This is a genomic window from Kitasatospora sp. NPDC005856, from assembly GCF_040629945.1.
Taxonomy (GTDB): domain Bacteria; phylum Actinomycetota; class Actinomycetes; order Streptomycetales; family Streptomycetaceae; genus Kitasatospora.
Genome location: NZ_JBEXWT010000251.1, coordinates 1 through 1091 on the forward strand (window position 1 = coordinate 1; position 1091 = coordinate 1091).

General features: G+C 56.7%; 1 rRNA gene. It reads right to left on the reverse strand.

From position 1 onward, the window contains the following. A 23S ribosomal RNA gene (locus tag ABZ449_RS42280) occupies nucleotides 1-1091 on the reverse strand; the annotation flags it as partial.

The following is a 1091-nucleotide window of genomic DNA, read 5'->3' on the forward strand; positions in this document are numbered from 1 at the left end:
GGTTCAGCGTTGGCGCTTCAAAGCGGGTACGGGAATATCAACCCGTTGTCCATCGACTACGCCTGTCGGCCTCGCCTTAGGTCCCGACTTACCCTGGGCAGATCAGCTTGACCCAGGAACCCTTGGTCAATCGGCGCAAGAGTTTCCCACTCTTGTATCGCTACTCATGCCTGCATTCTCACTCGTATACCGTCCACGACTCGATTCCTCGGCCGCTTCACCCGGCACACGACGCTCCCCTACCCATCACAGCAGGCGTTGGCCCTTCATGCTGCAATGACACGACTTCGGTGATGTGCTTGAGCCCCGCTACATTGTCGGCGCGGAATCACTTGACCAGTGAGCTATTACGCACTCTTTCAAGGGTGGCTGCTTCTAAGCCAACCTCCTGGTTGTCTCTGCGACTCCACATCCTTTCCCACTTAGCACACGCTTAGGGACCTTAGTCGGTGTTCTGGGCTGTTTCCCTCTCGACCATGGAGCTTATCCCCCACAGTCTCACTGCCACGCTCTCACTTACCGGCATTCGGAGTTTGGCTAAGGTCAGTAACCCGGTAAGGCCCATCGCCTATCCAGTGCTCTACCTCCGGCAAGAAACACGTGACGCTGCACCTAAATGCATTTCGGGGAGAACCAGCTATCACGGAGTTTGATTGGCCTTTCACCCCTAACCACAGGTCATCCCCCAGGTTTTCAACCCTGGTGGGTTCGGTCCTCCACACGGTCTTACCCGCGCTTCAACCTGCCCATGGCTAGATCACTCCGCTTCGGGTCTTGGGCATGCAACTCAACCGCCCTATTCGGACTCGCTTTCGCTACGGCTACCCCACACGGGTTAACCTCGCTACACACCGCAAACTCGCAGGCTCATTCTTCAAAAGGCACGCAGTCACGGCCCACCAGCAAGCTGATGAACGACGCTCCCACGGCTTGTAGGCACACGGTTTCAGGTACTATTTCACTCCGCTCCCGCGGTACTTTTCACCATTCCCTCACGGTACTATCCGCTATCGGTCACTAGGGAATATTTAGGCTTAGCGGGTGGTCCCGCCAGATTCACACGGGATTTCTCGGGCCCCGTGCTACTTGGG